Here is a 25,068-nt window from a genome sequence, read left to right on the forward strand (position 1 = left end):
GGGCAGCGTCCACTCCGGTCAGGGGGTGACCGGGGCGGCGGCTGGGTGATCGACTGTGGACTCTAGGTGATCCGGGCGACCGATAGGTGAATGCAGGTGGATCAATAAGATGCCCGGCCCCGGTGGGGCCGGGCATTTCCGGACATCAGCCCACGAAGAGCAGGCGGTTCGGGGAGCCGGCGCCCGGGTTCGACACCACGTTCGGCGTCGCGTTGCCCACGATCGCGGCGTGCACGGTCGCCGGGCTCGCCGCCGGGTGCGCGGACAGGTACTGCGCGGCCGCGCCGGCCACGTGCGGTGCCGAGAACGACGTGCCGGATCCGGTGTACGTGGCCGTGTCGCCCGCCGCCCACGCCGACGTGATCGACACGCCGGGCGCGAACAGGTCCAGCACGCTGCCGTAGTTCGACCAGGACGCGCGCGCGTCCGTGCTCGACGTGGCGCCGACCGTGAGCGCCTGGGTGACCCGCGCCGGCGAGGTGCCGCCCGCGTTCACGCCGCTGTTGCCGGCCGCGATCGTGTACGTGACCCCGGAAGCGATCGAGTTGCGCACCGCGGTGTCCAGCGTGGTGCTGGCGCCGCCGCCGAGACTGAGGTTCGCCACGGCCGGCGCGACCGCGTTGGCCGTCACCCAGTTCACGCCCGCGATCACGCCGGCCGTGGTGCCGGAGCCGTTGTCGTCCAGCACCCGGACGCCCACGATCGACGCGTCCTTCGCCACGCCGTACGAGGCGCCGGCCGCGACCGCGGCCACGAACGTGCCGTGCCCGTTGCCGTCCTGCGCCACGCCGTCGCCGTCGACCGCGTCGTAACCGTTGCTCGCCCGCCCGCCGAAGTCCGCGTGCGAGATCCGCACACCGGTGTCCACCACGTAGATCCGCACACCCGGGCTCGCCGGGTACGAGTACGACCGGTTCAGCGGCAGGTTCCGCTGGTCGACGCGGTCCAGGCCCCAGCTCGGCGGGTTCGCCTGGGTCGCGGCCAGCCGCACGCGCTGGTTCTGCTCGACGTGGGCGACGGCCGGGTCGGCCGCGAGCCGGCGCGCCTCGCTGGCGCTGAACCGGCCGGCCAGCCCGCGCAGCGCCCGGTCGTAGACCCGGTCGACCTCACCGCCGAACTTGCCGGCGATCCCGGCCGGGGTGGCGGTGCTGCTGTCCTTGAGCACGACGATGTAACTGCCGGGGACGGCGGTGTCGCTGCCGGCCGCGAGAACGGTGCCGACCGGGGTGCCGGCCAGCGCGGGGGCGGCGAGCAGCGCGGTGACGGCCGCGCCGCTGATGGCGGCGAGACCGAGGGACCTGATGGACATGCGGTGGCTCCTGTCGAGAGCGTGGACGCGCCGTTCTGGCGCACGTCACACGCTATGGAGCATTGATGAATCGACAATTGCCACGCTGTGATCATCCGAACGGGAACCTGTTGCGTCGGTTACGAAACACTCGGGTGGGTGTCCGACGGATCGCCGGGACGGGACCTCGGACCCTGACCGTCGGCGTCCGGTGCGGCCAGTCTGGACGCATGGAACTCGGTGGGTCGGGCGAGCGGTGTGTGGTCGATCCCGGGCGGCCGTGCGGAGCCTGCAGCGCACCGGGGCCGGAACTCTGCCCGTACCGGTACCTGCTGGACGACGACGAGCTACGAGCGGTGCACCGGTCCGACCCGCCCGCGGCGCCCATGCCCGCGGCGTCCATGCCCGCGGCGCCCGTGCCTCCGGCGGCGGTGCTCGCGGCGGCCGGGCGATGACCGTTCGGGCGGGCCGGGAGCGGCGGAGCCCGTGGACGGCGGTGGTGGCGAGGCGGAGCGGGCCCCGGGTCACAGCAGGAGCAGGACCGCGGAGACGGAGGTCAGCACGAGCGTCACGTCGCCGAAGAGCCGCAGCGAGATCCGGCGGGCGACCAGCGAGCCGACCGCCGCGCCGGCCAGCAGCGCCGGGACCAGCAGCAGGTCCATCAGCAGCGCGTCCGCGCTGAACAGGCCCAGGCCCGCGCTGAACGGCACCTTGGTCACGTTGACCAGCAGGAAGTACCAGGCGCCGGTGCCGAGCAACTGCATCACGGTCCGCCCGGACAGCAGCAGGTACAGCGTCATCACCGGGCCGGCCGCGTTCGCCGTCATCGTCGCGAACCCCGCCACCGTCCCGACCACGGCCGCCTCCACCCGCTGCCGCCACGCCGCCCGGCCGTGGGCCTCCGCCGACGTGCCGCCGCTCGCGGGTGTCGACGTCTCGCCGTTCGCCGTCGCCGGTGTGGTTCCGTCCGTGCTCGCCGGCTCGGTGCCGGACACGGCTGCCGGCTCCGCCGCTGACGCTGCCTCCGCCGCTGAGGCTGCCTCCGCCGCTGACGCCGCCTCGTGCCGGCGCCGGGACGTCCACAGCTGGAGCGCCACCATCACCAGCAGGATGACCGCGATCGACCGCCGCATCACCGCCTGATCGACGACGTGCACGAACCACGCGCCGAGCACCAGCCCCGGCACCACCGCGGGCAGCAGCCGGACCAGCAGCCGCCAGTCCGCGTGCTTGCGGTACAGCGCCACCGCCAGCACGTCGCCCACGATCAGCAGCACCAGGATCGCCGCCGTCGACTCCTTGGCCGGCAGCACCGTCGCGAACGCGGCCACCGCCACGCCCGCGACCCCGCCGACCCCCGTCTTCGCGAACCCGATCAGGCACGCTGCCCCCGCGAGCACGACCCACTCGACCGTGCTCAGCTCCACCAGCGCCTCCGCCGTCACAGACCAAAATATGATCTTCCCACGCCCGGCGTGGTCGCGTCCCGAGTGCTCCCGCGGGCACCGGTCCCGCCGCCGGTCACCCGAACCTTTCCGCACCGTCACGGCGGCGCGGCGCGAGGCCGTCGTGGCCGGCTACGTCGAGGTGCTCGACCGTCCGCGACCGGAAGTCGTCCACGTCCACGACGGCGCGCTCGGGCAGGGGGCCCGGCAACATGGCATATCGACCTTGGTCGAATAAGCGTACGGTCGGCATTGACTACGCGCTGTGATGATCTCGGGGGGTTTGTGATGACGACGCTGCCCATGATGCCGCTGCCGCAGGAGCGCACCCATCCGTTCGATCCGCCGCCCGCCTATGCCGACCTGCGGGACGGTGAGCGGATCACCCGGGTGGCGACGCCGACCGGCCTGGACGCGTGGCTGGTGTCCGACTACCGCACGATCCGGGAGGTGCTCGGCGACGGGCGCCGCTTCTCCACCCGCGCCGGCATGGCGGCGCACGTCATCAGCGGCTTCGACCCGAATGCCCCGATCGGGGGCTTCTCGCAGATGGACGGGCCGGAGCACGTCCGGATCCGGCGCAACTTCGCGCCGCAGGTCACCCACGCGCGCCGGCTGGGTGAGATGGAGCCGATGGTCGCGCGGATCACGGACGAGGCGATCGACCGGATGCTCGCCTCACCGGAGCCGTTCCCGCTGCACCGGGAGTTCTCCACCGCGATCACCACCGGCGTCATCGCGGAGCTGATCGGCGTACCGCCGGAGAAGTATCACCTGCTCCAGGACGCGGCTTACACGCTGTTCGGCACGAACACCACGCCGGCGCAGCTGCAGGCCGCGCTCGCGCCGCTGTTCGGGTACCTGATGGAGCAGGTCGCGCGGCGCCGCGCCGCGCCGGGCGACGACGTCCTCAGCCGCATGATCCGGCACAGCGCGGACAGCGACCGGCCGCTGACGGACGAGGAGCTGGTCCGGATGAACGCGGCGCTGCTGGTCGCGGGCTTCGACACCACCGCCTCGATGATCACGTACGGCCTGGTGCTGCTGCTCGGCCACCGCGCGTACTGGGAGACGCTGTGCAAGGACCCGGCACTGTCCGCCGCCACCGGCGAGGAGCTGGTCCGCTACCTGTCGGCCGGCGTCGGCCTGCTGCGCCAGGCCGTCGAGGACACCGAACTGCACGGGCAGAAGATCGCCGCGGGTGACTTCGTGGTCGTCGCGATCCAGGCCGGCAACCGCGATCCCGAGCTGCTGCCGGACGCCGACACGTTCGACCCGGCCCGCCGGCCCGGCCCGCATCTGGGCTTCGGGCACGGCGCGCACGCCTGTGTGGGCCAGCACATCGCGCGCATGGAGTTGGCCGCGGTGCTCGGCAGGCTCGCCACCCGCGTACCGTCGCTGCGTCTGGCGGTGCCGCTCGCCGAGGTCGACTGGAAGTCGGACTCGGTGGTGCGCGGCCCGGCCGAACTGCCGGTGGCCTGGTCATGAAGGTCACCGCGGACCGTGACCGCTGCATCGGCGCCGGCATGTGCGTGCTCACCGCGCCGGCGATCTTCGACCAGGACCAGGACGAGGCCATGGTGATCCTGCGCGACGAGACACCGCCGGAGGACGCGCGCCGCGTGGTGGAGGACGCGGTCAACCGCTGCCCGTCGGGCGCGATCCAGGTGCATTGACATGTCCCGCTCCCGGCGGCTCGGCCGCCGGTGCTCCCGCGGGCACCGGTCGGCCCCGGGGGGCCTCCCTGCCGGTCCCGCGTCGCACGGGCGCGGGCCGTGGTTCCACGTCACACAATCTTGACGGCGGCGTCAAGTTGGGTGCAGGCTTCTTGACCATGGAGTCAAGTACAGCGACGGACGTTCTCGACGACGTCCCGGAGGACGCGGAGACCGTCGCGCCCCCGGCCCTGATCATGCTGGAGCCCGCGGACGACGCCGCGGTCTGTGACGTGGACGGAGTGTGCGCCTGATGAGCGCGAGCGTGTTCGGCGCGGCCGCGGAGCCGATCGTGATCGACGTCTGGAGCGACGTCGTGTGCCCGTTCTGCTACCTCGGCCACGGCGTGCTGGAGCAGGCGATCGCGCAGTTCCCGCACGGCTCGTCGGTGCGGGTCCGCTACCGCAGCTTCCAGCTGCACCCGGGCATCACGCGGGCGGTCCCCGCGGACGACTACGTGGTGGCGAAGCTCGGCCTGCCGAAGGCGCAGCTGGACGCGTCGCACGCGCAGATCGCCTCGCGCGGTGCCGAGGTCGGCCTGGACTACCGGTTCGAGAAGGCGCTCATGGCCGACACCATGGACGCGCACCGGATCATCCACCTGGCCGACGCGCACGGCCGGCAGATCGACGCCGTCAAGCGGATGTTCAAGGCCGAGTTCACCGACGGCCTCGACGTCTCCGACCACACCGTGCTGGCCGACCTCGCGGTCGAGCTCGGCCTGGACCGGGACGAGGCGATCAAAACGCTGGAGACCAAGGGGTACGAGAAGGAGATCCAGGCCGATCTGCGGCAGGCCCGGCAGTACGGGATCACCGGCGTGCCGTTCTTCGTCTTCGACAGCAAGCGCGCGGTCTCCGGTGCCCAGCCGCTGGAGACGTTCCGGCACGCGCTCGACGTGAGCTGGCAGGACCGCGCCGCCACCCCGGCATGACGTCGCTGCGGTCGGACGCCCGGCGGAACATCGAGGGCATCCGCCGGGCCGCCATCGACGCGTTCCGCACCGGCGGGCTGACCGTGCCGCTGGACGACGTGGCGCGGGCCGCCGGGGTCAGCAAGGGCACGATCTACCACCGGTTCGGCAGCCGGCGCGGGCTGATCGACGCGGTCGTCGACGAGCTCGTCGCCGCGCGGATCGGCGAGATCATCGACGCGGTCGAGGCGCTCGACGGGCCGCTGGAACGGTTCGAGGAGTACCTGCTGCGCACCTGGCTGCTGCAGTTCGACGAGCCGGCCGCGAACGACGTGCTGATGCGGGTGCTGCCCGACTCGGCGCCGCTGACCACGCTGTTCGACCGGTCCTGCGAGGTCGGCCGGCGGCTGCTGGCCGACGCGCAGGCGGCCGGCGTGGTGCGCGCGGACATCACGCCGGAGGACCTGGTGCAGCTGATCCTGGAACGCGGCGCGATCATCCGGGCCTGCGACCGCCAGACCCGCGACGACTACCGCCGCCGCCTCGACTTCACGCTGCGGGGCCTGCGGGCCAGCCGTTGACCACCCCCCCGGGGTGGGCCGGGTTCCGGCCCGCCCCGGGAGTCCGCGCACGGCCGGGTCGCGTTCACGGTCGGGTCGCGTGCACGGCCGGGTCGCGTGCACGGCCGGGTCGCGTGCACGGCCGGGTCGTGCTCACGGCCGGGTCGTGCTCACGGCCGGGGCAGCGCGAAGGAGTAGAACGTGGTGCTGGCCGCGCCGAGCCGCTGGTAGCCGTTGCCCCAGTAGAGCCGTCCGTCCACGACGGCCGGTCCGGCGTTCGACGCGCCCGCGCCCTGGAACTCCCACAGCACCGCGCCGGTCGCGGCGTCCAGCGCGTACATGTACCCGTTGAGCGCGCCGTGGTAGACGACGCCGTTCGCGACCGTGGCGGGGCCGACCGCCAGCCCGCCGTGCGGCTCCGGCACCTGCCACAGCACCCGGCCGGTCGCCACGTCCAGCGCGCCGAACGAGCTGTAGTCGATCGTCCGGCCGTCCGGCAGCGTGTACGGGACGCGGTCGTTGTTCGTCTCCGCGAAGTAGATGCGCCGCCCGTCCGTGGCCGTGCCCCACTCGATGCCGCCGAGGACCGAGCCGGGGCCGACCGACGCGCTCCAGATGATCTCCCCGGTCGCGGCGTCGAGCATCCAGAACTCGCCGCTCTTCTGCCCGGCGCCGACCGCCGGCCGTGGTTCTCCGTGCTTGCCGGGCAGGGTGAACAGGTGCGTACCGTCGCTGGTGTCGTGGTCCGGTCCGGGGTTCGGGCAGTTGTTCGGCGGGAAGCCGGGCACGCAGCCGAGGTTCCACTCGTCGAAGCGCTCCGGCCCGGTCGACCACTTGATCCGCCCGGTGCGCAGGTCGAACGCGACGATCGAGTCCTTCGCGTTCCACGCCGGCAGGCACTCGGCGGGCGTACCCCCGTTGTCCTGGCATTCCCGGGCGCTGTCCGGCACCGAGTAGTTCTGGCCGGTGCCGGCGAAGACCGTGCCGCTGCGCGGGTCGACGGTCGGCGTGCTGCCCCAGACGGACGCGCCGCTGAAGACATCGCCGCCCGGGCCCTGGTCCGGCAGCGTGTGCGACTTCCAGCGGACCGCGCCGGTGCGCGCGTCGACCGCGACCAGGCTGCCGCGGAACGTGCAGCAGTCGTACGCCGGGTCGCCGGCGAGCAGGAACTCCAGCGACGACACGCCCTGGTAGAGCACGCCGTCGTGAATCACCGGCGACGAGGTGAGGATCGCCTGCGGGTGCGGGTCCGTCGCGGTACGCCAGCGCAGGTCACCGGTGCGGGCGTCGAGCGCGAGCAGCACGGCGCCGGCCTGCGTGCCGAGGTAGACGGTGTCGCCGTGCACGACCGGGCTGGTCCGGGAGAACGTGCCGGCCACGCCGGACAGCTCCGGCACCGACCGGGTCCACCGCACCGCGCCGGTGCGCGCGTCGAGTTTCTGCAGCGTGCCGCCCCAGTCCGGGACGTAGACGGCGCCGTCGGCCACCGCCGGCGTGGCCGAGACGTCCCCGGCGGTGGTCGCGGTCCAGTCGACCGCGAGCCGCCCGGCGGTCCGCGGGCCGAGGACCCGCTCGCCCGGGTTGGAGCGGCTGTTCGCCAGGTCGTGGCCGCCCATCGACCACCGGCCGCGTACCGTGCCGGTGTCGTCCGTGGGTGTCGCGGCGGTCGCCGCCGTGGCGCTGAGCATCAGGATGACCGTCGCCAGTGCTGCCGTCCTCACTCCGCACTCCTCCCCGCCGTGCGCGGGGCGCGCCGGTCGCCGGGCCGACGTTACGGAGCACTATCGATGCATTCAAGTGCGTGAATGTCAGATGGTGCGACTGCTGGTCACCGGAACTTCCGGGGCTCTTCCGGCCGATGCGGTGCGACAGCCGGTGCGGTGCGACAGTCGACCTGTGACGGCCGACGTGTCGGGGCCGGAGCGCGGCGGTCGTGGCCCCGGGTGGGCGCCACGACCGCCGCGTGACTCAGGCGCGGGAGCCGCACATGCCGTGCGGGTCGAGGACGTACTTGCGGGCCGCGCCCCGATCGAAGTCCTGGTAGCCGCGGGCGGCCTGGTCCAGCGGGATCGGGGTCGCGTTCACGTTCTCCGCGATCCGCACCCGGTCGTGCAGGATCGCCATCATCAGGCCCCGGTTGTACTTCATCACCGGGCACTGGCCGGTCACGAACGAGTGCGACTTCGCCCAGCCGAGCCCGAGCCGCAGCGACAGCGACCCGACCCGTGCGGCCTCGTCCACGCCGCCGGGGTCGCCGGTCACGTAGAGCCCGGGCACGCCGATCGCACCACCGGCGCGGGTGAGGTCCATCAGCGAGTTCAGCACGGTGGCCGGCATCTCGGTGCGCGCGTCGGCCCCGTGGCCGCGCGCCTCGAACCCGACCGCGTCGACGGCCGCGTCGACCAGCGGCTGCCCGATCGCCGGCGCGGACCGGCCGAGGATCTGCTGCACCTGCTCGGCCGGGTCGCCGTCGGCCACGTTCACGGTCTCGCACCCGAAGCTGCGCGCCTGCTCCAGCCGCTCCTCGTTCAGGTCACCGACGATCACGACGGCCGCGCCGAGCAGCCAGGCGGACGTGGCCGCGGCCAGCCCGACCGGTCCGGCACCCGCGATGTAGACCGTGGAGCCGGTGGTCACGCCCGCGCTGACGCACCCGTGGTAGCCGGTCGGGAAGATGTCGGCCAGCATCGCCAGGTCCAGGATCTTCTCCAGCGCCTGGTCCCGGTCCGGGAACCGCAGCAGGTTCCAGTCCGCGTACGGCACCATCACGTACTCGGCCTGGCCGCCGACCCAGCCGCCCATGTCGACGTACCCGTACGCCGAGCCGGGCCGGTCCGGGTTGACGCTCAGGCAGACGCCGGTCTTGCCCTCCTTGCAGTTGCGGCACCGCCCGCAGGCGATGTTGAACGGCACCGAGCAGATGTCGCCGACCCTGATGAACTCCACGTCCGGCCCGACGTCGACCACCTCGCCGGTGATCTCGTGCCCGAGCACCAGCCCCTCCGGCGCGGTGGTCCGCCCGCGCACCATGTGCTGGTCACTGCCGCAGATGTTGCTGGCCACGGTCCGCAGGATCACGCCGTGCGGCGTCCGCCGCCCCACGTTCGCCTTGTTGACTCCGGGCCCGTCCGTCAACTCGTACCCCGGGTAGTCGATCTCCCGGATCCCGACCTGCCCCGGCCCCTGATAGATCACCGCGCGATTGGCTGGCATCGTTGCCTCCCTTTACGCCGCTGTCACCGCCATGCTTCGCGCGTCCCGGGCCGTTACGGAACCGTCGATTGTGGCGACTCCCGCCCAAACCGACATCACGCCCCGGCACACTGTGGGGCATGACGCATCCGATCATGTTCGACGACGCCGATCCGCTGCTGCGGCGGGTGCGGGAGATCGCGCTCGCGTTCCCGGACGCGGCGGAGAAGATCTCGCACGGCCATCCGGCGTTCTACACGACCAAGGTCTTCGCCTACTACGGCGGCTCGCTGAAGGTGGACGGCGAGTGGGTGCAGCACGAGCGGTCGCTGCTGGTGCTCGCAGACCCGGACGACCGCGCCGCGCTGCTGGGCGGCGACCGCGGCTACCTGCCCGCCTACCTGGGCCCGGCCGGCTGGGTCGGCGTCGACCTCGACGACGGCACCGACTGGGCCGAGGTCGCGGAACTGCTCGACGCCAGCTATCGCCGGACCGCCGGCAAACGCCGCGTCGCCCGCCTGGACGCCCGCTGACGGCCGACGCCCGCTGACGGCCGCTGACGGCCGACGCTCGCTGACGGCCGACGCTCGCTGTCGGCCGCGGGGGCTCAGCGCGCGCGGCGGAACTCCAGGTGGTCGCGGGCCGCCGGGCTCCACAGCAGGACCAGGCCGGCGCCGGAGGTGAGGATCGTGAAGAGGCTGAGCAGCGCGACCGCCGCCTGGCCCTCGGCGAACAGCGTCACCGTGCCGGCCGCCATCGCCACGTCGAACAGGACCGTGCCCACGGTGACCGTCCACAGCGCGCCCCGACGCCCGCCGGGCAGCGTCAGGACCAGGCCGAGGTAGCCGAGGTTGAGCAGCAGCAGCCCGCCCTCGGACCCGCCGTAGACCGGTTCGCGCACCGCGGCCACCGTGTTGTCCAGGAACACCAGCGTCCACGGCACCGCACTCACGATCAGCAGCACGACCGCCCAGGTCAGCGCCCGTGGCCTGGTCACATGTTCGTTCACGGCGGCCAGCGTACGACCGGGCCGGCGCGCCCCGGCAGACCCGCGTTCGGGTAACAGGGGCGGGGTCCCACCGTCGCCGGCGAGGCGACGGTGGGACCCGCTGATGCCCGTCCCGGGTTACGCCGCGGCCAGCGTGTCCCGCAGCGCGTAGTAGGCGGGTTTGCGCCGGAAGTCGTCCCACATCACGGTCGCGGCGCCCTCGGCCGGGAAGAAGTGCGGCACCCACGAGTACCTGTCCGTGAAGCCCCAGATCGTGAACGAGTTGCAGCCGTCGACCGCGAGGCACGCGTCCAGCACGGTCGTGTAGTACGTCGCCTGCGTGGCCAGCTGCTCCGCGGTCGGCACGCCGCCCTCCGGCAGGTCCATCCGCACGTCCAGCTCCGTGATCGCGGTGTGCAGACCGAGGTCGTCGAAGCGCTGCAGTACGGTCCGGAGCTGGTCCGGCGCCGGATACCGCGTGCTCAGGTGCGCCTGGGAGGCGAAACCGTGCAGCGGTACGCCGTCCGCGAGCAACTGCCGGGCCAGCGCCTCGTAGGCGTCCACCTTCGCACCCGGCCAGTCCACGCCGTAGTCGTTGAGGAACAACTGCGCGTGCGGGTCGGCCCGGTGCGCCCACCGGAACGCGTCCGCGACGATGCCCGGCCCGAGCTCCCGGATGAAGATGTTCTCCTGCCGGTACGCGCCGTTGTCGTCGAAGATCTCGTTGGCCACGTCCCACTGGTGGATCTGCCCGCGGTACCGTCCGGCCACGGTGAGGATGTGGTCCTTCAGGATCGCCCGCAGCTCCGCCTTGGTGAACGTGCCCTCGGTCAGCCACGCCGGGTTCTGGCTGTGCCAGAGCAGCGTGTGCCCGCGCACCGCCTGCCCGTTCTGCCGCGCGAACCGCACGATCGCGTCCGCCGGCCCGAACCGGTACTCGTGCCGCCCGGGATGGATGAACTCCCACTTCATCTGGTTCTCCGGGCTCGCCGAGCTGAACTGCTGTGCCAGCACCCGCCGGTACGCCCGGTCCGCGGTGAACGGATCCGGGTACTCCTGCTCCAGGTGGTGCCCGCCGCCGGCCACCGCGGTGCCGATCCGCAGCCCGTGCGGCGCCGCCTTCCGCAGCGTGTCCTCCCGCCCGCCCGCCTGCGCCGGCGCGGTCCAGCCGCCGGCGAGCACCACGACCGCCATCGCGGCCACGGCGACACGGTTCCTCCTCATCGAGACCCCTCCCTGTCAAAGTTCCGGAATTCTCCCCGAAAGCGACCGCATCGCACGCTAAGCAACGCAGCGAACAACGTCAATGCTCACTGCCTGCGATATGTGGATTCTGCCGATAAGAGACCGAAACTTTCGAAGGTCAGGCGTCCCGCCGGATCCGCTCCAGCCAGTCGGCGACCAGGGCCGCGCACAGCTGCCGCTGTTCGAACATCAGGTTGTGCCCGGCCGCGTCGAGCGTCACGAACGACGCACGCGGGTAGTGCTCGACCCGGCGCCAGGCGTCGGCGTACCCGACGACGTGGTCCTGCCGGCCCGTGACGTGCAGTGCCGGCTGCCGGAAGGGCTCCGGGTGCGCGTCCTCCGGTTCCCGGTCGAGCGAGTAGCGCCGCGCGACGAGCTCCAGGGCGCGCTGATCGGCGCCGTCAAGCCCGGGCAGCAGGTACTCCAGGAACGCCCGTGCGTCGTCCACCGACTCGACCACGGCGTCCTCCCGGTACTGCGTGACCGCGGGCCCGAGCAGCGCCGCCACGTCGAGATCCCGTCGCAGCACCGTGCGGGGCGGCACGGCCCGGCGGTCGTGCGCGGCGACGAAGACGCCGACCAGGGTCGCCAGCCCGAGCACCCGCGGCCGCAGCTCATGGGCGACGTGGCGGGCGATCATCCCGCCGAACGAACACCCCAGCACCGCGAACGGTTCCTCACCGAGCCGCCCGCGGATCTCGGCGACCACCGCGTCCGCCACCTCCTGCGAGCCGGCCACATCGCCGGCCGGCGACCCGGTGGCCCCGGGCAGGTCGAGATAGATCCGCCGCCAGCCACCCACCCGGGTGAACGTCGCCTCCAGCGGCAGCAGGCTCCGATGATCGAGCCCGAACCCATGAATCAGCACCACCGGGCGGCCGGCGCCCACCTCGTACGCGAACACGCCGCGACCTTACGGGACACCGCGATGCCACGCCCCGGCACGTGGGATGTGCGCTCAGGTGGCGAGCGCGGCGGTCGGGGTCATCCGGGACGCGCGCACGGACGGGTAGAGGCCGGCCAGCACGCCGACGAGCAGCGCGCCGCCGAGACCGGACGCGACCGAGGAGAGCGGAACGACCACCGGCCAGCCCTGGACCGTGGCGTAACCGACCGTGGCGAGCAGGCCGAGCGTGACGCCGGCCAGGCCGCCGAGCAGGGCCAGCGCGGTGGACTCGGTCATGAACTGGCCGCGGATCTGGCCCCGGCTGGCGCCGAGCGCGCGGCGCAGGCCGATCTCGGCGCGGCGCTCCAGCACCGAGATCACCATGGTGTTGGCGACGCCGATGCCGCCGACCAGCAGGGCGACCGCGGCGAGACCGAGGAACAGCGACGAGAACGTGGAATCCGCGGCACGTTTGGCGGTGAGCGCGTCGGACGGGCGGCTGACCTGGACACCGCCCGGGCTCTCCGGGTCGATGGTCGCGGGCAGCACCGCGCGGACCGCCTCGACCGCGTCCTCCCGGGACCGTACGTAGACGACCGTGGGGTGGCCGTCGAAGCCCAGGTAGGTGGCCGCGGCGGGCCAGCCGACCAGCACCGACCGGTCGATGTCCGGTGAGGTCGGCGTGGCGGCGAGGATGCCGACGACGGTGAAGAACCGGTCACCGATCAGGATCTGTGGAGCGGTCCCGTCGATGACGACCGAGGTGATGCCGAGCCGGGCCGCGGAGACCGCGCCGAGCACGACCGCCGGGTACTTCTCGGTCGCGGGCGACAGCCAGCTGCCCTGACCCATCCGCGCGTCGAGCACGGGGAGCAGGTCGAGGCGCCCGGCCAGCACGGTCAGGCCGGTGCCGGAGTGGTCGTCGGCCGCGTCCGAACGGCGTACCGTGCTGTGCACGTTCGCCACCGCGCTGACGCCGGAGACCGGGCCGATCCTGGCGACCGTCTCGACGGCGTTCTGCGGGAACTGTCCTCTGTCCGGGTCGCGGGGCACCGCCTGCAGGAGGTTGGTGCCGAGCCGGGACAGTTCCTCCGCGAGCGCGCGCTGACTGGACGCGGGGATGCCGGTGACCACGATGATGGTCGCGATGCCGATGGAGATGCCGAGCGCGGACAGGGCGGCGCGGGCCATCCGGGTGCGGATCCCGACCAGGCCCAGGGAGAGCAGGTCGCGCGGGGAGAGCCGGGCCGGCCGGGTCAGGTCCCGGCTGTCGTGCCGGCTCATCGGCGCGTCCGGTCGACGGCGGGCAGCACGACCGTGGGCGCGGCGGCTGCCGGGGTGCGCGCGTCGCTGACCACGCGGCCGTCGAGGATCTCGATGCGGCGGGGGAGGCGCGCGGCGATGTCCCGGTCGTGGGTGATGACGGCGATGGTGGTGCCCTCCTCGTGCAGGCGGCGGAGCAGGTCCAGAACGGCCTGCCCGTTCCGGGTGTCCAGTGCGCCGGTCGGCTCGTCCGCCAGTACCAGCGCCGGATCGTTGACCAGCGCGCGGGCGATCGCGACCCGCTGCTTCTCACCGCCGGAGAGCTGATGCGCGCGGTGGCCGGTGCGATGCCCGAGCCCGACGCGTTCCAGCGCCGCGAGCGCGGTCGCGCGCCGGTGCCGGCGGGGCACGCCCGCGTAGAGCAGCCCGGTGGCGACGTTCTCGGCCGCGGTCAGCCCGTCGGTCAGGTGGCACTGCTGGAACACGAAGCCGAGCGCGCGGCCGCGCAGCGCGGAGAGCCGCCGGTCGCTGAGCGTGGCGACGTCCTCGCCGTGCAGGTGCACGGTGCCGGAGGTGGGGCGGTCGAGCGTACCCATGATGTTGAGCAGAGTGGATTTTCCGGAGCCGGACGGGCCGACGATGCCGACGAACTCGCCGGCCTCGATGGTGATCGAGACGCCGTGCAGCGCGGTGACGCCGCCGGGATGGTCCATCCGCGCGTCCCGGACCTCGATGACCGCGGTCACGACGTGGTCACCACCGTCTGACCCTCGGCCAGGCCGGGGCCGCTGACCTCGACCAGGCCGCCGGCGAACATGCCGGTCTCGACCGCGACGAGCGTGCCGTCGGCGAGCTGGACCGCGTGCCCGCCCTCGGCCAGCGCCAGCAGCGACCCGACGGGCACGGCCAGCACGTCCCGGACGGTCCGGGAGACGACGTCCACGCTGACCGTCCCGGACTCGAACGCGGTGAGCGCGCCGGGATCGTCGAGCTTGATCATGGCCGTGGACGTGTCCGGTGCCTGCACGGCAGTCGCCGCCTGCTGCGGCGTGGCGCTGATGTCCGTGATCCGGCCCGGGGCCGTCTTCCCGTCCGGCAGCGTCACCGTGACCGCGCCGCCGACCTTGGCGACGGTCAGGTCGGCGGCCTCGACGTCCATCGAGATGACCTTCGTCGTCGGCGTCACCGACATCAGTGGTGCCGCGGCGGCGTCGCCGGTCTGCGCGGACAGCGAGTCGACGCGGACCTCGCCGGGCAGCACCACGAAGTCGGCCGGGTTGATCACACCGTTGGCGGTGCGGCCGGTGTCGTGTTGCCAGGCCTTGACCGCGAGGATCAATGTCTCGGTGTAGCGCGGCGCCTGCGGGTTCCCGCCGAGACTGCCGACCGTGTAGCCGAACGCACTCAGGTTGTTCGCGACCACCCGCACGTCCTGCCCGGTCGACAGCGGGTCCCGGAGCTCGCGGAACAGCGGCACCTCGCCGTAGAGCAGGGTCACCGGCCGGTCGTCCGCCCGGAACAGCGGCTCACCGCGCGTGATCGTCGCGCCGGCCGCCGGCAGCCAGGTGACCGTCCCGCCATGGCCCTTGACCGGCCGGGAGGCACCGAAACCGAGCGTGCCCTGCAGCGTGCGGGTGTCGCTCAGATCGGTGCGGACGACCTGCGCGGTCGCGGCCGTGACGGCGTCGGCCGCCGGGTCCGGGGCGACATCGCGCTGGGTGTTCCAGATCAGCAGCGCGCCACCGGCCGCCGCCGTCACCGCCACCGCGATGAGCATGAGTGCGATGCGTGTTTTCATCGCAGCGATCCTCACGGCGAGGAGTCAGGAACCTGTTGGCCGACGACAACGATTCGCATGGCGACATCAGCGACATGATCCGCCTATAGTGCCCGGCGTGAGTGCATCTGTGCTGGTCGCCGTGGACGACTACCCGGCGGAACCGTACAGCTCGCGCGTGCTGACGGCCCGCGTCCGCGGGTTGCCGCGCCGGTCGGTGACACCGCCGGACCCGGCCGGCCTCCGCCGGATCGGCGGCGCCTGATGGGCCGCCGCCACTCGGTCCCGTTGCACCGCAGCATCCTGGTGCGGCTGCTGGCCACCTCGACGCTGGTGGCCGTCTGCGCGGTCACCGGCACGGCCTGGCCGGCGGTGAAGACCACCACCCAGGCCATCGCACGACAGCAGGGCCGCTCCCTCGCCGACGACAAGGCCGTGCACGAGGAGCTACGCGGCTTCGCGGCCACGCACCGGTCGTGGGACGAGGTCGGCCCCCTGCTGCGACAACTCGGCACGAGGACCGGGCACCGCGTCGCGCTCTACACCGCGGACCGGCGGCTGATCGCCGAGTCCGCGCCGGCGCCGCTGACCACCGACACGCCGGCCTCCATCGTGGACCGATGAAATCCCCAGGATCGTCCCTGGGATCAGTGATCACAATGGGCGCGCCGGAGGCGGTAAATGATCTAAGGGCGACGCTCTCAGCATGTAAAAGATTGGACACAGTGAATGCGGAGTAATTGCTTAACCCCGCGCAAGCAAAGGCGTGAGCAGCCCATATGTCGCACCTGGGGTGGTCCGGGTGACGCCCTTGGATGCCCTGCGTAACGGTAAGGATGCGTTCCGGAATATGTGGATCTCCGCGGCTCCGGGGTGGTTGCACCGATCTCATTAGAATCGTTCTCATGCTTTCGGGGGGAGTAGAACTTTTCGGGCGAGAAACGGCATGCCGGTTACTCGGCACCGTCATTGACGAACTGCGCGCGGGGGCCGGCGGCAGCCTGATGCTCACCGGTGACATCGGCATGGGCAAGACCGCGCTGCTGCGGTACGCCGCGGACCGCGCGCACGATCTGCGGGTCCTCACCGCCGCCGGGGTGCCGGCCGAGACCGGCCTGCCGTTCGCCGGGCTGCACGGCCTGCTCCGGCCGCTGTTGCCGCTGCTGCCGCGCATCCCGCAACGGCAGCGCACCGCGCTCTCGGCCGGGCTCGCGGTCTCCGCGGAGTCCACCGACGACGTCTTCGCGATCGCGGCCGGCACGCTCAGCCTGCTCGCGGCCGCGGCCGACGACGTACCGGTGCTGGTCCTGGTGGACGGCGTGCACCAGTGGGACGAGACCTCGCAGGCCGCGCTGCTGTTCGCGGCCCGGCGCGCGGGCACGGTGCCGGTCGGCGTGATCCTCGCCTCCGGCCGGGAATGCCTGGACGAGGACGACTGCGGCGTGCCCACGTACCGGATCCCGCCGCTGGACGCGGCGGCCAGCCGGCAGCTGCTGCGCCGCGCGAGCGCGGACCCGATCGTGCCGGCTGTCGCGGACCGCCTGGTCGCGGCCGCCGGTGGCGTACCGCTGGCGCTGGCCGAGCTGCCCGGCGTGCTGACCCCGGGCCAGCGCGCCGGCACCGACCCGCTGCCCGATCCGCCACCGGTCGGCGGTGCGACGCACCGGGCGCTGCTGCCCGGGCTGGCGCCGCTCGGACCGGTCGAGCGCGCCGCGCTGGTGGTGGCCGCGGCCGCCGGGGAGATCGGGCTGCCGGCGGTGCTGGCCGTGCTGGACGCGCAGGGGCTGCCGGCCGCGGCGCTGGAGTCCGCGGAGACGCACGGCGTCATCGACCTGGGCGCGGGCGGCGTCACGTTCCGGCATCCGCTGCTGCGCGCGGTCGCGTACCACGAGGCCTCGGTCGCGCACCGGCGCGCCGTGCACCGGGCGATCGCGGCCGTGACGTCCGGTGGCACCCGGGCCCGGCACCTGGGCTGCGCCGCGCTCGGGCCCGGCGAGGAGACGGCCGCGGAGCTGGAGCGCGCGGCCCGGACGTCCGTCGGTACGGCCGCGGTCAGCGACGCCGCGCAGCTCATGCAGCGGGCCGCGGAGCTCAGTGAGGACGGCCGGACCCGGGCGCAGCGGTGCGTGCGCACCGCGGAACTGTGGCAGGCGGCCGGCGTCGCGGTCGCGGCCGACGAGGTGCTCGAGGGCGCCCGCCGGCTCGGCGACGACGTCTGGGTGCGGGCGAACGTGCAGGCGCTGGCCGCGCGCGTGGAGTACCGGCGCGGCTGCCCCGCCCAGGCGTACCGGCTGCTGATCCGCGAGGCCGTGCGGGTGCGGGACAACGACCCGGACGCGGCCGTGCTGATGCTGCTCGACGCGGCGGAGGCGTCCTGGCTGGCCGGCGCGCCGCACGGCGCCACGGTCGCGGCGCAGCAGGCCCGGCAGATCGCGGCGAACGGCGCACCGGGGTTGCGCGACCTGTGCGCGGTGCAGCACGCCGCGATCCTGGCCCGCGGCGGCGCGCTGGACGAGGCCCGGCGGGTGCTGGCCGATCGCCGGGCCGCGCTGGACCGGGTGGTCACCGACGCGGACGCGCCGGTGACCTGGTGGCGGGTGCTCTGGGTGACCGCGCCGGCGGTGCTGGCCGCGTTCGGGGAGCGGGAGGCGGCCGCGCGGCTGGCGTTCGAGTCGCTCGGCCGGGCCCGGGACCTGTCCGCGTACGGGATCCTGCCGTCGCTGCTGGCGCTCTGCGCGGAGCTGCACCGCTACACCGGCGACTGGGACGGGGCGCGGGCGCTCGCGGCCGAGGCGGCCGACCTGGCCGACGAGCTCGGTCAGGCGACGGACGGCGCGGCGGCGCTGCTCACGCTGGCCCAGGTCGCGGCGGCGCGCGGCGACCACGCGGAGTGCGCGGCCACGCTGGAGCGGTTCCGGGACGTCTGCGCGCACCGGCGGCTGGACGGCCTGGGCCGGGCGGTGGACGTGGTGGAGGGCCTGCTGGCACTGGGCGCGGGCGAGCACGCGGCGGCGTACGCGCGGCTGCAGGGTTTGACCCGGGGCGGCCCGGCCGACCTCTCCTGGCTGCCCGACCTGGTGGAGGCCGCGATCGCGGCCGGGCACCGGGACGTGGCCCGCAGCGCCGTGGCCGCGCACCGCGAGCACGGCGCGGACGACGCGCGCTGTGCCGCGCTGCTCGCCCCGCCCGCCGGGGCCGAGGACGCGTTCGCCGCGGCGCTGGCGCGGGACCTGCCGGTGTTCGACCGGGCCCGCACGGAGCTCTGCCTCGGCGAGTGGCGCGTCGCGCACGACCGGCCCGGCGCGGCCGAGGTGCTGGCCGCGGCCGCGGCCACGTTCGACCGGCTCGGCGCGCGTCCCTGGGCGGACCGGGCCCGGCGTGCGCTGCCGGGCGGCGCGTGGGCCCCGGCCGCGCCGGCGCCGGTTATCGCGGGCCTCACGCTGCAGGAGCGGAAGGTGGCGCTGCTGGTCGGCCACGGCGCCACGAACCGGGAGGCGGCCGGCGCGCTCTACGTCAGCCCGAAGACGATCGAGTTCCACCTGCGCAGCGTCTTCCGCAAGGTCGGCGTGCGGTCCCGGGCCGAGCTGGCCCACATGATCGGGCAGATACCCCAGGGAGCCGACTAGGGATTTCATCGGCGCCCCGGGTGCCCACGCGGTCCTACCGTTCCGGGTGCAGGACGCCGGCACTCGGGGGGCCGTTCATGGGGGATCACAACGTCATCGCGGACGTGTCCACGACGCTGCGCGACGTGCTGAACGCCGCGCTCAGCCCGATGGGCATCGCGGCCGAACTCAACGATCTCTCCGAGCCGGTGCAGTACCCGACGCCCAAGCTCACCATCTTCCTGTACGAGATCGCGGAGGACCCGGCGTCGCGCAACCGGCCGCCGGTGCGCGTCGAGCCGGTCGCCGGCAGCCCGCTGCGCACCCGTAAACCGCCGATGGCGCTGCTGTTGCGATACCTGTTCACGGCGTGGGGCGGCGACCAGGTCACCCAGCACCAGATGCTCGGCCGGGTGATGCAGACGCTGTACGACGACGCGATCTTCAACGGCGCGCAGCTCGGCGGCGGGCTGGCCGGCAGCACCGACGCGCTGCACCTGACGCTCACCCCGCTGACGCTCGACCAGAAGTCCTACGTGTGGTACGCGCTGCAGAAGCCCTACCGGCTCTCGCTGAACTACGAGGTGCGGGTGGTCAACCTGGACTCCACGACGGAGTCCGCGGCGTCGCCGGTGCTGCGGCGGTCGCTGGTGACGGGGACGGTGCCGCGGTGATCGGCGTCGGGCGGCGGCTGCTGCACAGCCCGGCCTGGCTGATGCCGTGGGACGAGTTCCACCGCCGGCACGTCGCGGCCCGCCTCGTGGTCGAGCTGGACCGGTGGGACGGCGCCGCGTGGCAGCCGACCGGTGTGGCACCGGTGGTGACGCCGAGCGGCGTGGTGGCGTACCCCGGGCTGGGCCGGCGGCGTGAGCCGTGGACGGCCGAGCCGGTGCTCTACCGGGCCCGGTTCGCGGCGCCCGGACTCCGCCCGATGTACCCGGCGGACGACGAGCCGTTCGACGCGGCCAAGGTCGGCCGAGAGTTCCTGGCCTACCCGTTCGACGACGACCGTCCGCCGCGCATCGCGGCCGAGCCGGAGACCGTGCGGCTGCTGCCCGGGCCGGCGTTCGCGTTCCCGCCCGGGCTGCCCGTGGTGCACGGCGTCGTGCGCCGTGCCGGCACCGGCGCTCCGGTGGCGAACGCGCTGGTCGAGACCGCCGGCACGGCCGACGGCGGGCTGCGGGGCTGGCGGGAGCGCGTGCTCGGTGACGAGACCGGGGCGTTCCGGCTGCCGCTGCGGTGGCTCGCCGGGACACCGGGGGAGCTCGTCACGCTCACGGCGACCGAGCGGCCGGGCCGCACCGGGCAGGCCGAGCTGAGACTGCCGGAGGACGCCGCCCTGTCCCACCCCATCGAGATCAGTGAGTGAGGAGCGACGCCGATGCCCGAATACCTGAGCCCTGGCGTGTACGTCGAGGAGGTCGACGCGGGGCCACGGCCCATCGCCGGCGTGAGCACCAGCACGGCGGGCATGGTCGGCGTGACCGCCCGCGGCCCGGCCACCGGGAAACCGGTGCTGGTCACCAACTTCCTGGAGTTCCAGAGCACGTTCGGCGGCTACCTGCCCGACCCCGGTCCGGCCGCCGCGCTCTGGGCGGACGACGCGGCCGAGGGCGGGCGGTGGTGGACGTTCCCGCTGTCGGTGAAGGGCTTCTTCGAGAACGGCGGGCAGCGGCTGTACGTCAAGCGCGTGGTCCCGGGCGGCGCGACCGCCGCGTCCGGCGTGCTCGGCCTCGGGCTGACCACCGCGGTGACGCGGGACGCCGCGGCCGGTGGCACCACGGTGGACGTGCGCAGCCTGATCGGGTTCGCCGGTGCCGGGCAGCCGGTCGAGGTGTGGCGCGGCGACGGCACGGCGGCGCTGCAGACCACGTCCATCGCGTCCTACTCGGCGTCCGGCCCGCGGGTCGAGCTGGCCGACCCGCTGGTCGCCGGGCTGAGCGCGGCCCGCGGCGACCACCTGCGGGTGGCCGGCGGCGGCACCGGCGACAGCGTCCGGTTCACCGCCGCGAGCCCGGGCGTGTGGGGCCAGGGCCTGCGCGTGCACGTCACGCCGGTCGCCGGTGCGACGCTGCCGCTGCAGGCCGACCCGGGCGAGGGCCGTCCGTTCGTCACCACGCTGGCCGAGGCCGCGGCGGCGGACTCGGCCACGGTGACCGTGCGCGCCGTTCCCGGCCTCGACCCGGACGAGCTGCCGGACCAGGTGTGGGTCGGGGTCGGCGCGGGCCGGCACCGGGTGACCGTCGGCGCGCCGTCCGACGGCGAGGTCGTGCTGACGTTCGCCACCGCGGACCATCCGGCGTGGCCGGCCGGCACCGCCGTGCAGCGGGTGCGCCGGGCCACCTCGGCCGACGGCGCCGCGGTGCGGGTCGCGGGCGCGTCCCGGCTCTACCCGGACGCGCTCGTGCAGATCGACTCCGCCGGGACGATCCGCACCCGGCGGGTGACCGCGATCCGCGGCGACGAGGTCACGATCGACGGCACGCTCCCGGCCGGGCTGCTGGAGAACGACCGGCTCACGCTGGTCGAGGCTGAGGTCACCGCGGGCTACTCGGACGCGCGCGGCGACGCGGTCACCGAGCGCCTGGGCAACCTGCGGCTGCTCGGCGACGGCCCGTCGAGCCTGGTGACCGCGGTCAACAGCCGATCCCAGCTGGTCCGCGCCGAAGGGCTGGGCCCGCTGGTCGCGCTGCCGGCCGGCGACGGCGAGCCGCTGCTGTTCCCGAGCCTGCCGGACGGCGGCGGGCTGGGCCTGGCCGACGGCGACGACGGCTACGCCGGGCTGAGCGTGGCGGACTTCGCCGGCGCGGACGGCGGCAGCGGTGCCCGTACCGGCATCGTGGCACTGGAGGACGTGGACGAGGTGGCGATCGTCGCGGTGCCCGGCATGTGGTCCGGCACGGTGCAGTCCGCGCTGATCGCGCACTGCGAGTACATGAAGGACCGGTTCGCGATCCTCGACCCGCGCGAGGGCCTGGGCGTCGACGGCGTGCTGGAGTTCCGGGAGCCGTTCGACACCAGCTACGCCGCGCTCTACCAGCCGTGGGTGACGACGCTGCACCCGGTCACCGGCGCCGCCGTCGACCTGCCGCCGTCCGGGCACGTGGCCGGCATCTACGCGCGCGTCGACGTGGAGCGCGGCGTGCACAAGGCCCCGGCCAACGCGATCATCCGCGGCATCCGCGCCCGCGACGGGCTCGCCCAGCACCTGACCCGCCGCCACCAGGACCTGCTCAACCCGCGCGGGATCAACGCGCTGCGCTTCTTCCCGGGGCAGGGCCATCGGGTGTGGGGCGCGCGGACGCTGTCGTCCGACCCGGCGTGGCGGTACGTCAACGTGCGCCGGCTGTTCCTGTTCCTGGAGGAGTCGATCGACGAAGGCACCCAGTGGGTGGTGTTCGAGCCGAACGCCGAGTCGCTGTGGGCGCTGGTCCGGCAGACCGTGGAGAACTTCCTCGGCACCGTCTGGCGCAGCGGCGCGCTCGCCGGGACCACGCCGGACGAGGCGTTCTTCGTCGCCTGCGACCGCACCACGATGACCGAGGACGACGTGCTGAACGGGCGGCTGATCTGCGTGGTCGGCGTCGCGCCGGTGCATCCGGCCGAGTTCGTCGTGTTCCGCGTGCAGCAGAAGACCCGCGAGACCCAGCTGGCCTGAGCCGGCACCTTCGACAGAGAGGGGGAGCGATGCCGCCCGTCGTCCGGGACGACCCGTACGCCGCATACAACTTCCAGGTCATCGTCACCAACGTCAGCGACGACGGCGTCGCGGTCAGTGGCGCGTTCACCGAGGTGAGCGGCCTGGAGCTGGAGATACCGCCGATCGAGTACCGCACCGGGGCGGAGGACATCACGGTCCGCAAGATCCCGGGCCTGAAGAAGTTCACCAACATCACGCTGAAGCGCGGGATCACCGGGCACGTCGGCTTCTGGCAGTGGATCGTCGAGGCCCTCAACGGGCGCGTCCGGCGTACGTCCGGGTCGATCCTGCTGCTCGACGAGAACCGGCAGGAGGTCATGCGGTGGAACTTCGACCGCGCCTGGCCGACGAAGTACACCGGGCCGTCACTGGCCGCGGGCAAGAACGAGATCGCCATGGAGACGCTCGTGCTGAGCGTCGAGAGCCTGACGATCGCGTAGCGGGCCACCATGACCGTCACCTCGCTGCCCGGGCTCACGCTCACCGCGGTGCCGCCGCCGGCCGAGCCCGCGCCGCTGCGTACCGACGTGGCGGTGTTCCTCGGCCGGACCACGCGCGGGCCGGCCGGTGAGCCGGTCCGGGTCACCGGCCGGGACGACGCGGCCGGCGCGTTCGGCCCGCCGGACGGCGCGGCCGCCACGCCGTACGCGCTGCGCGGGTTCTTCGAGAACGGCGGCCGGGCCGCCTGGGTGATCCGGCTGGCCGGTGCGAGCGGAACCGCGGCCGCCGACTGGGTCCTCGGTGAGGTGCGGGACGGGCGCTGGCTGCCGGGCGGCCCGGCGCGCGGCGGTTTCCGGTACGCCCGCTACCGGGTGGTGGCGGCCAGCCCCGGCGCGTGGGGCGGCCGGGTGCGGGTGTCGATCCGGTTCCGGGCCAGCAGCGTGGCGGGGCCGCCGTCGCTGACCGTGCGGGTCAGCCTGCCCGGCGAGCCCGCCGAGGTGTTCCCGGACGTGCCACCGGCCGACGTGGAGCGGCGGCTCGCCGAATCCCGGCTGATTCGGCTGCTGCCGGCCGGCGACCCGGTGCCGGCCGGCGCGACCGAGCCGGCCGGCCCGCTGACCGCGCGCTGGGAGCTGTCCCTCACCGGCGGCACGGACGAGCCGCCGACGCCGGAGGAGTACGCGCGGGCGATCGAGACCCAGGCCGAGCTGCCCGAACCGGCGCTGGTCGCGGCGCCGGACCTGGCCGGCGACCTGGCCGAGCCGGTGCGCACCGGGACGGTGCGGGCCCTGCTCGCCGCGGCCGAGGCGGCCAAGGACCGGCTGGTCCTCGTCGACGTGCCGGTGCGCGGCGCGGACGCGGCGCTGGACTGGCTGGCCGGGCTGTCCACCGACGACGTGCGGGCCGCCGCGGTCTACCACCCGTGGATACGGGTGCCCGACGCCGGCGCGCCGCTGCGCACGGTGCCGCCGTCCGGGCACGTGGCCGGGCTGATCGCCCGGCTGGACGCGGAACGCGGCGCGCACCACACCCCGGCGAACGCGGTGCTGCTCGAGGCGGTCGACCTGGCCGAGGAACTGCCCGCGCCGCAGCAGACCCGGCTGTTCACCGGCGGCGTCAACCTGCTGCGCTGCGCGCCCGGCCAGGGCCTGGGCGTGTGGGGCGGGCGCACACCGTCGGCCGTGCCCGGCGGGCGGTACGTGGCGCACCGCCGCCTGATGCACGTGCTGGTGCGCGCCATCCGCGGGATCGCCGGGCCGCTGGTCTTCGACGTCAACGGGCCGGAGCTGCGGTTGGCGCTGGTGCGCGGCGTGACGTCGGTGCTGCTGGACGCGTACCGGGCCGGTGCGCTCGCCGGTGACCGGCCCGAGGCGGCGTTCCGGGTGCGGTGCGACGAGGAGAACAACCCGCCCGGCGGCGACCCCGGCCGGGTCGTCTGCGACGTCGAGGTGCTGCCGGCGACGCCGATGGAGTTCATCGAGATCCGGCTCGTCCTGGGCCAGGACCGCGGCCTGGAGGTGATCGAACGATGACGACGCCGCTGGATCCGCTGCCGAAGTACCGGTTCCTGGTCACGCTCGACCCGGGCGACGCCTACCTGCCGCCCGCGCAGGCGCAGCTGCTGCCGATGGTCGCGGCCGGCGCGTTCCAGGAGGTGACCGGGCTCGGCGCGCAACTGGAGGTGATCTCCCACGCCGAGGGCGGGCGGAACGACTCCGTGCACCAGCTGCCGGTCCGGCACAGCTGGAACCGGATCACGCTCAAGCGCGGCGTGGCCCGCGACGCCGGCCTCTGGGCCTGGTACGTGGCCGGTCTCGCGGACTCGCTCGGCGCCCGCCGGGACGGCGCCGTGCTGCTGCTCGCGCCGAGCGGCGTACCCGCGGTGGCCTGGGCCTTCCGGGGTGGTCTGGCGGCCAAGTGGACCGGCCCGGACCTGCACGCGGAACAGAACGCGGTCGCGGTCGAGGCGCTGGAGATCGCGCACGAGGGGCTGACCAAGGTCGGCACGGACGCCGCGCTGTCGCGGCTGAGCGGATTGAGGTGAGACGGC

At 73.9% G+C, this 25,068-nt stretch carries 26 protein-coding genes; 15 read left to right on the plus strand and 11 right to left on the minus strand.

Going from position 1 to position 25,068, the window contains the following annotated elements; all coding sequences use genetic code 11:
- Positions 1 to 145 precede the first annotated feature (145 nt).
- From J2S44_RS37665 to J2S44_RS37675, 3 genes are all read right to left on the minus strand, one after another.
- Positions 146 to 1,309, minus strand: a complete 1,164-nt coding sequence (locus J2S44_RS37665; RefSeq protein WP_310424477.1) for a S8 family peptidase — start codon at positions 1,307 to 1,309, stop codon at positions 146 to 148.
- Positions 1,310 to 1,812: 503 nt separating this feature from the next.
- Entirely contained in the window at positions 1,813 to 2,733 is a 921-nt protein-coding gene (locus J2S44_RS37670) for a TSUP family transporter (protein ID WP_310424479.1), read from the minus strand.
- Positions 2,734 to 2,809: 76 nt separating this feature from the next.
- Complete coding sequence (locus tag J2S44_RS37675) at positions 2,810 to 2,947, minus strand: hypothetical protein (protein ID WP_310424481.1); 138 nt, start codon at positions 2,945 to 2,947, stop codon at positions 2,810 to 2,812.
- A 74-nt stretch (positions 2,948 to 3,021) separates the two neighbouring features.
- Between J2S44_RS37675 and J2S44_RS37680 the strand changes: the two genes are divergently transcribed.
- The 5 genes from J2S44_RS37680 (at position 3,022) to J2S44_RS37700 (ending at position 5,942) form a co-directional block, all read left to right on the plus strand.
- Positions 3,022 to 4,221: a cytochrome P450 gene (locus tag J2S44_RS37680; RefSeq protein WP_310424483.1), complete on the plus strand. Its 1,200-nt coding sequence runs from the start codon at positions 3,022 to 3,024 to the stop codon at positions 4,219 to 4,221.
- Positions 4,218 to 4,409 (plus strand): ferredoxin, encoded by a 192-nt coding sequence (locus J2S44_RS37685; RefSeq protein ID WP_310424485.1) that lies wholly within the window; start codon positions 4,218 to 4,220, stop codon positions 4,407 to 4,409. Before J2S44_RS37680 ends, J2S44_RS37685 begins: the two co-directional genes overlap by 4 nt.
- 158 nt (positions 4,410 to 4,567) lie before the next feature.
- Positions 4,568 to 4,702, plus strand: coding sequence for a hypothetical protein (locus J2S44_RS37690; RefSeq protein ID WP_310424487.1), 135 nt, complete (start codon positions 4,568 to 4,570; stop codon positions 4,700 to 4,702).
- Positions 4,702 to 5,382 carry a DsbA family oxidoreductase gene (locus J2S44_RS37695; RefSeq protein ID WP_310424489.1) on the plus strand — a complete coding sequence of 227 codons (681 nt, stop codon included), beginning with the start codon at positions 4,702 to 4,704 and terminating at the stop codon, positions 5,380 to 5,382. The genes J2S44_RS37690 and J2S44_RS37695 overlap by 1 nt, the downstream gene beginning before the upstream one ends.
- Positions 5,379 to 5,942, plus strand: coding sequence for a TetR/AcrR family transcriptional regulator (locus J2S44_RS37700; RefSeq protein ID WP_310424491.1), 564 nt, complete (start codon positions 5,379 to 5,381; stop codon positions 5,940 to 5,942). The genes J2S44_RS37695 and J2S44_RS37700 overlap by 4 nt, the downstream gene beginning before the upstream one ends.
- Before the next feature lie 149 nt (positions 5,943 to 6,091).
- Here the strand turns inward: J2S44_RS37700 and J2S44_RS37705 are convergent, their stop codons facing one another.
- Both J2S44_RS37705 and fdhA read right to left on the minus strand, forming a co-directional pair.
- Complete coding sequence (locus tag J2S44_RS37705) at positions 6,092 to 7,642, minus strand: outer membrane protein assembly factor BamB family protein (protein WP_310424492.1); 1,551 nt, start codon at positions 7,640 to 7,642, stop codon at positions 6,092 to 6,094.
- A gap of 247 nt (positions 7,643 to 7,889) precedes the next feature.
- A complete protein-coding gene (fdhA, locus tag J2S44_RS37710; protein ID WP_310424494.1) occupies positions 7,890 to 9,134 on the minus strand; it encodes a formaldehyde dehydrogenase, glutathione-independent in 1,245 nt (414 codons plus the stop codon).
- A 119-nt stretch (positions 9,135 to 9,253) separates the two neighbouring features.
- Between fdhA and J2S44_RS37715 the strand changes: the two genes are divergently transcribed.
- On the plus strand, positions 9,254 to 9,646 hold the full coding sequence (locus tag J2S44_RS37715) for an MmcQ/YjbR family DNA-binding protein (protein ID WP_310424496.1): 393 nt from the start codon (positions 9,254 to 9,256) through the stop codon (positions 9,644 to 9,646).
- A gap of 74 nt (positions 9,647 to 9,720) precedes the next feature.
- Here the strand turns inward: J2S44_RS37715 and J2S44_RS37720 are convergent, their stop codons facing one another.
- The 6 genes from J2S44_RS37720 to J2S44_RS37745 all read right to left on the minus strand — a co-directional run bounded on the left by J2S44_RS37720 (position 9,721) and on the right by J2S44_RS37745 (position 15,293).
- Positions 9,721 to 10,122: a hypothetical protein gene (locus J2S44_RS37720; RefSeq protein ID WP_310424498.1), complete on the minus strand. Its 402-nt coding sequence runs from the start codon at positions 10,120 to 10,122 to the stop codon at positions 9,721 to 9,723.
- 117 nt (positions 10,123 to 10,239) lie between these two features.
- Positions 10,240 to 11,325: an endo-1,4-beta-xylanase gene (locus tag J2S44_RS37725; protein ID WP_310424500.1), complete on the minus strand. Its 1,086-nt coding sequence runs from the start codon at positions 11,323 to 11,325 to the stop codon at positions 10,240 to 10,242.
- Between the two features lie 139 nt (positions 11,326 to 11,464).
- Entirely contained in the window at positions 11,465 to 12,250 is a 786-nt protein-coding gene (locus J2S44_RS37730) for an alpha/beta fold hydrolase (protein WP_310424502.1), read from the minus strand.
- Positions 12,251 to 12,304: 54 nt separating this feature from the next.
- Positions 12,305 to 13,516, minus strand: a complete 1,212-nt coding sequence (locus J2S44_RS37735; protein WP_310424504.1) for an ABC transporter permease — start codon at positions 13,514 to 13,516, stop codon at positions 12,305 to 12,307.
- Positions 13,513 to 14,208, minus strand: coding sequence for an ABC transporter ATP-binding protein (locus J2S44_RS37740; RefSeq protein ID WP_310430107.1), 696 nt, complete (start codon positions 14,206 to 14,208; stop codon positions 13,513 to 13,515). The genes J2S44_RS37735 and J2S44_RS37740 overlap by 4 nt, the downstream gene beginning before the upstream one ends.
- Positions 14,209 to 14,237: 29 nt before the next feature.
- Positions 14,238 to 15,293 (minus strand): efflux RND transporter periplasmic adaptor subunit, encoded by a 1,056-nt coding sequence (locus J2S44_RS37745; protein ID WP_310424506.1) that lies wholly within the window; start codon positions 15,291 to 15,293, stop codon positions 14,238 to 14,240.
- 97 nt (positions 15,294 to 15,390) lie between these two features.
- Between J2S44_RS37745 and J2S44_RS37750 the strand changes: the two genes are divergently transcribed.
- From J2S44_RS37750 to J2S44_RS37790, 9 genes are all read left to right on the plus strand, one after another.
- Positions 15,391 to 15,537 carry a hypothetical protein gene (locus tag J2S44_RS37750; protein WP_310424508.1) on the plus strand — a complete coding sequence of 49 codons (147 nt, stop codon included), beginning with the start codon at positions 15,391 to 15,393 and terminating at the stop codon, positions 15,535 to 15,537.
- Positions 15,537 to 15,896, plus strand: coding sequence for a hypothetical protein (locus J2S44_RS37755; protein ID WP_310424510.1), 360 nt, complete (start codon positions 15,537 to 15,539; stop codon positions 15,894 to 15,896). The genes J2S44_RS37750 and J2S44_RS37755 overlap by 1 nt, the downstream gene beginning before the upstream one ends.
- 281 nt (positions 15,897 to 16,177) lie before the next feature.
- Positions 16,178 to 18,898, plus strand: a complete 2,721-nt coding sequence (locus J2S44_RS37760; RefSeq protein ID WP_310424512.1) for a helix-turn-helix transcriptional regulator — start codon at positions 16,178 to 16,180, stop codon at positions 18,896 to 18,898.
- Between the two features lie 77 nt (positions 18,899 to 18,975).
- Positions 18,976 to 19,551 (plus strand): Pvc16 family protein, encoded by a 576-nt coding sequence (locus J2S44_RS37765; RefSeq protein ID WP_310424514.1) that lies wholly within the window; start codon positions 18,976 to 18,978, stop codon positions 19,549 to 19,551.
- Positions 19,548 to 20,246: a hypothetical protein gene (locus J2S44_RS37770; RefSeq protein WP_310424516.1), complete on the plus strand. Its 699-nt coding sequence runs from the start codon at positions 19,548 to 19,550 to the stop codon at positions 20,244 to 20,246. The genes J2S44_RS37765 and J2S44_RS37770 overlap by 4 nt, the downstream gene beginning before the upstream one ends.
- Positions 20,247 to 20,258: 12 nt before the next feature.
- A complete protein-coding gene (locus J2S44_RS37775; RefSeq protein ID WP_310424518.1) occupies positions 20,259 to 22,535 on the plus strand; it encodes a phage tail sheath family protein in 2,277 nt (758 codons plus the stop codon).
- A 29-nt stretch (positions 22,536 to 22,564) separates the two neighbouring features.
- Positions 22,565 to 23,017 (plus strand): phage tail protein, encoded by a 453-nt coding sequence (locus J2S44_RS37780; RefSeq protein WP_310424520.1) that lies wholly within the window; start codon positions 22,565 to 22,567, stop codon positions 23,015 to 23,017.
- Positions 23,018 to 23,026: 9 nt separating this feature from the next.
- The gene (locus tag J2S44_RS37785) at positions 23,027 to 24,550 is read left to right on the plus strand and encodes a phage tail sheath subtilisin-like domain-containing protein (protein WP_310424522.1); all 1,524 of its coding nucleotides are present in this window, start codon (positions 23,027 to 23,029) and stop codon (positions 24,548 to 24,550) included.
- The gene (locus tag J2S44_RS37790) at positions 24,547 to 25,062 is read left to right on the plus strand and encodes a phage tail protein (protein ID WP_310424524.1); all 516 of its coding nucleotides are present in this window, start codon (positions 24,547 to 24,549) and stop codon (positions 25,060 to 25,062) included. Before J2S44_RS37785 ends, J2S44_RS37790 begins: the two co-directional genes overlap by 4 nt.
- Positions 25,063 to 25,068 lie beyond the last annotated feature (6 nt).

Origin of the sequence: Catenuloplanes niger (assembly GCF_031458255.1) — a bacterium.
Classification (GTDB): domain Bacteria; phylum Actinomycetota; class Actinomycetes; order Mycobacteriales; family Micromonosporaceae; genus Catenuloplanes; species Catenuloplanes niger.

What these genes read in the sequence shown, in the direction of transcription:
- J2S44_RS37665 (WP_310424477.1), bottom strand. Translation starts at nt 1,309, where the DNA reads ATGTCCATCAGGTCCCTCGGTCTCGCCGCCATCAGCGGCGCGGCCGTC.
- J2S44_RS37675 (WP_310424481.1), bottom strand. Translation starts at nt 2,947, where the DNA reads ATGTTGCCGGGCCCCCTGCCCGAGCGCGCCGTCGTGGACGTGGACGAC.
- J2S44_RS37680 (WP_310424483.1), top strand. Translation starts at nt 3,022, where the DNA reads ATGACGACGCTGCCCATGATGCCGCTGCCGCAGGAGCGCACCCATCCG.
- J2S44_RS37685 (WP_310424485.1), top strand. Translation starts at nt 4,218, where the DNA reads ATGAAGGTCACCGCGGACCGTGACCGCTGCATCGGCGCCGGCATGTGC.
- J2S44_RS37690 (WP_310424487.1), top strand. Translation starts at nt 4,568, where the DNA reads ATGGAGTCAAGTACAGCGACGGACGTTCTCGACGACGTCCCGGAGGAC.
- J2S44_RS37695 (WP_310424489.1), top strand. Translation starts at nt 4,702, where the DNA reads ATGAGCGCGAGCGTGTTCGGCGCGGCCGCGGAGCCGATCGTGATCGAC.
- J2S44_RS37700 (WP_310424491.1), top strand. Translation starts at nt 5,379, where the DNA reads ATGACGTCGCTGCGGTCGGACGCCCGGCGGAACATCGAGGGCATCCGC.
- fdhA (WP_310424494.1), bottom strand. Translation starts at nt 9,134, where the DNA reads ATGCCAGCCAATCGCGCGGTGATCTATCAGGGGCCGGGGCAGGTCGGG.
- J2S44_RS37715 (WP_310424496.1), top strand. Translation starts at nt 9,254, where the DNA reads ATGACGCATCCGATCATGTTCGACGACGCCGATCCGCTGCTGCGGCGG.
- J2S44_RS37725 (WP_310424500.1), bottom strand. Translation starts at nt 11,325, where the DNA reads ATGAGGAGGAACCGTGTCGCCGTGGCCGCGATGGCGGTCGTGGTGCTC.
- J2S44_RS37735 (WP_310424504.1), bottom strand. Translation starts at nt 13,516, where the DNA reads ATGAGCCGGCACGACAGCCGGGACCTGACCCGGCCGGCCCGGCTCTCC.
- J2S44_RS37740 (WP_310430107.1), bottom strand. Translation starts at nt 14,208, where the DNA reads ATGGACCATCCCGGCGGCGTCACCGCGCTGCACGGCGTCTCGATCACC.
- J2S44_RS37745 (WP_310424506.1), bottom strand. Translation starts at nt 15,293, where the DNA reads ATGAAAACACGCATCGCACTCATGCTCATCGCGGTGGCGGTGACGGCG.
- J2S44_RS37755 (WP_310424510.1), top strand. Translation starts at nt 15,537, where the DNA reads ATGGGCCGCCGCCACTCGGTCCCGTTGCACCGCAGCATCCTGGTGCGG.
- J2S44_RS37760 (WP_310424512.1), top strand. Translation starts at nt 16,178, where the DNA reads ATGCTTTCGGGGGGAGTAGAACTTTTCGGGCGAGAAACGGCATGCCGG.
- J2S44_RS37765 (WP_310424514.1), top strand. Translation starts at nt 18,976, where the DNA reads ATGGGGGATCACAACGTCATCGCGGACGTGTCCACGACGCTGCGCGAC.
- J2S44_RS37775 (WP_310424518.1), top strand. Translation starts at nt 20,259, where the DNA reads ATGCCCGAATACCTGAGCCCTGGCGTGTACGTCGAGGAGGTCGACGCG.
- J2S44_RS37780 (WP_310424520.1), top strand. Translation starts at nt 22,565, where the DNA reads ATGCCGCCCGTCGTCCGGGACGACCCGTACGCCGCATACAACTTCCAG.
- J2S44_RS37785 (WP_310424522.1), top strand. Translation starts at nt 23,027, where the DNA reads ATGACCGTCACCTCGCTGCCCGGGCTCACGCTCACCGCGGTGCCGCCG.
- J2S44_RS37790 (WP_310424524.1), top strand. Translation starts at nt 24,547, where the DNA reads ATGACGACGCCGCTGGATCCGCTGCCGAAGTACCGGTTCCTGGTCACG.